This window comes from Mesorhizobium sp. (assembly GCF_024509055.1).
Lineage (GTDB): Bacteria > Pseudomonadota > Alphaproteobacteria > Rhizobiales > Rhizobiaceae > Mesorhizobium.
On the sequence record NZ_JANINM010000282.1, the window covers coordinates 1 to 2,226 of the forward strand.

Sequence of the window (2,226 nt, forward strand, 5' to 3'; positions counted from 1 at the left end):
TGGCCATCGTCTCGTCGTCGACCTCGAAATTGGCGTAGACGCTCTGCACGTCGTCATCGTCCTCGAGAGTCGCGACCAGCTTCATAAGCGACTGCGCCCGCTCTTCGTCGACTGGGACGTTGTTTTGCGGCTGCCAGATCGGCTTCACCGATTCCGCCTCGCCGAGCGCGGCTTCGAGCGACTTCGACACTTCGCCGAGATTTTCGAAGCTGCAATAGATGGTATGGCCTTCCTCGTCCGACTCGACATCGTCGGCGCCGGCTTCGATCGCGGCCTCCATGACCTTGTCGGCGCTGCCGGCCGAAGCCGGGTAGTAGATTTCGCCGACGCGATTCCACATGAACGACACCGAGCCGGTTTCGCCGAGAGCACCACCCGCCTTGGTGAAGGCGGCACGCACATTGGAGGCCGAGCGGTTGCGGTTGTCGGTCAACGCCTCGACGATCAGCGCCACGCCGCCCGGACCGTAGCCCTCGTAGCGCACCGCCTCGTAGTTCTCGCCATCGCCCGCGGACGCCTTGTTGATGGCGCGCTGGATATTATCTTTCGGCATCGACACGGCCTTGGCGTTCTGCACCGCAAGGCGCAGCCGCGGGTTCATCGCCGGGTCCGGCGTGCCGGTCTTGGCGGCGACGGTGATTTCGCGTGCCAGCTTGGAAAACATTTTCGACCGCACCGCGTCCTGGCGGCCCTTGCGGTGCATGATGTTCTTGAACTGTGAATGGCCAGCCATGGCGCCCCTGTCGTGTTCGGCTAGAGCATTCCAAAGCAAGGCGGCATCACCTCACTTCGTGCAAAATGCTCGAATTCAAATTTTCAGAACGCCTCAAGCGTGCCTGCGAAGGCATGCGGCGCTCTCTGTTGGAATGGCCGGCTTATAGATAAATCGGCTCAATTCGTCCAGCCGCGCCGTTTCGGTGGCACGCAAAGATACCGCCCGGCGAGCCGCGAGAGCCTTTATCCCTCCAGATCAGACTTCAGCCGGTCGAGGATGCTGATCGCATGCCCGGCATATTGGCTGATCCAGCGGTCGTGGATCTGCCTGATCGGCAGCGCGTTGAGATGGTTCCAGCGCTCGCGCCCCTCGCGCTTCGCCACCACCAGGTCGGCCTCCTCCAGCACCTTCAGATGCATCATCACCGTGCAGCGGTCCATGTCCGGGAAAGCTTCGCAAAGCGCACCGGTGGTCTGCGGCAGATCCTTCAGGCAATCCAGCAACTCGCGCCGGCGCGGATGCGCCAAGGCCTTGAAAACATGATCGTCCGCAGCTTGAGTTGACATGTTATATTTATATAACATATTGTTTGGACGATCAAGGAAGGAGCTGTGGATATGTCCCTTGGATTCAGGATTTCCGGACGCATCGGCAAACCGGTCGCCGAGGTCTTCGACGCCGTCGTCAATCCGACGAAACTCAGCGGCTATTTCACCACCATAGGCGGCGCCTCGGCCCCGCTTGTCGCCGGCACCACAGTCACCTGGTGGGAGACGGTGCCGGTCGAGGTCGACCAGGTGACGAAGGACGAGCGCATCGTGCTGCGCTGGGACGCGACCGATGCCGAGGGCAAGCCGGCCTACAAGACCCGCATCGAGATGAACTTCGAGCAATTGGACGACGGCGGCACCTTCGTCACCATTGCCGAGGCCGGCTGGCAAGAAGGCGAAGTCGGCCTGAAGAAGTCCTTCCTGAATTGCGAAGGCTGGTCGCAGATGCTCGCCTGCATGAAGGCCTACCTCGAATACGGCATCAACCTGCGTGACGGCTATTACCGCAGCGAGCTGCGGGGCGAGCCCGCCAACGAGACCAACGTCTGAAAACCGGAGGCCGCCAGATGAAGAAGGTAACGCCCTTCATTATGTTCGAGGGCAGCGCCGAGGAGGCCATGACCCTTTACTGTGAAGCCGTCCCGGATAGCGCCGTCCTCGACGTAACACGCTACGGCTCCGGCGAGGAAGGCCCGGAAGGGACCGTCAAGCTGGCACTCGCCTCCATCGGTGGCTTGGAAGTGAGGCTATACAACAGCCCGGTGCATCACGCCTTCACTTTCACGCCGTCCTTTTCGTTCTTTGTCGACTGCTCAACCGAAGCGGAACTGGCGCGCATTGTAGACGTCCTTTCCAAGGACGGATCGTTTCTGATGCCCACTGGAGATTACGGCTTCAGCCAGCGCTTCGCCTGGTTCAACGATCGCTTCGGCGTCTCCTGGCAGATCAATCTGCCGTAGC

The 2,226-nt window shown here is 61.0% G+C and carries 4 protein-coding genes; 2 read left to right on the forward strand and 2 right to left on the reverse strand.

The features are described from left to right. Positions 1-733, reverse strand: a 733-nt coding sequence (locus tag Q0L57_RS13075; RefSeq protein WP_296743234.1) for a YebC/PmpR family DNA-binding transcriptional regulator, incomplete at its 3' end; no start/stop codon positions are given. A 224-nt stretch (positions 734-957) separates the two neighbouring features. Then, complete coding sequence (locus Q0L57_RS13080) at positions 958-1,281, reverse strand: helix-turn-helix domain-containing protein (protein ID WP_296743236.1); 324 nt, start codon at positions 1,279-1,281, stop codon at positions 958-960. 51 nt (positions 1,282-1,332) lie between these two features. Between Q0L57_RS13080 and Q0L57_RS13085 the strand changes: the two genes are divergently transcribed. Together Q0L57_RS13085 and Q0L57_RS13090 are read left to right on the forward strand one after the other, a co-directional pair. Continuing rightward, positions 1,333-1,815: an SRPBCC domain-containing protein gene (locus Q0L57_RS13085; protein ID WP_296743237.1), complete on the forward strand. Its 483-nt coding sequence runs from the start codon at positions 1,333-1,335 to the stop codon at positions 1,813-1,815. Between the two features lie 17 nt (positions 1,816-1,832). Beyond that, positions 1,833-2,225, forward strand: coding sequence for a VOC family protein (locus tag Q0L57_RS13090; protein ID WP_296743239.1), 393 nt, complete (start codon positions 1,833-1,835; stop codon positions 2,223-2,225). Position 2,226 lies beyond the last annotated feature (1 nt).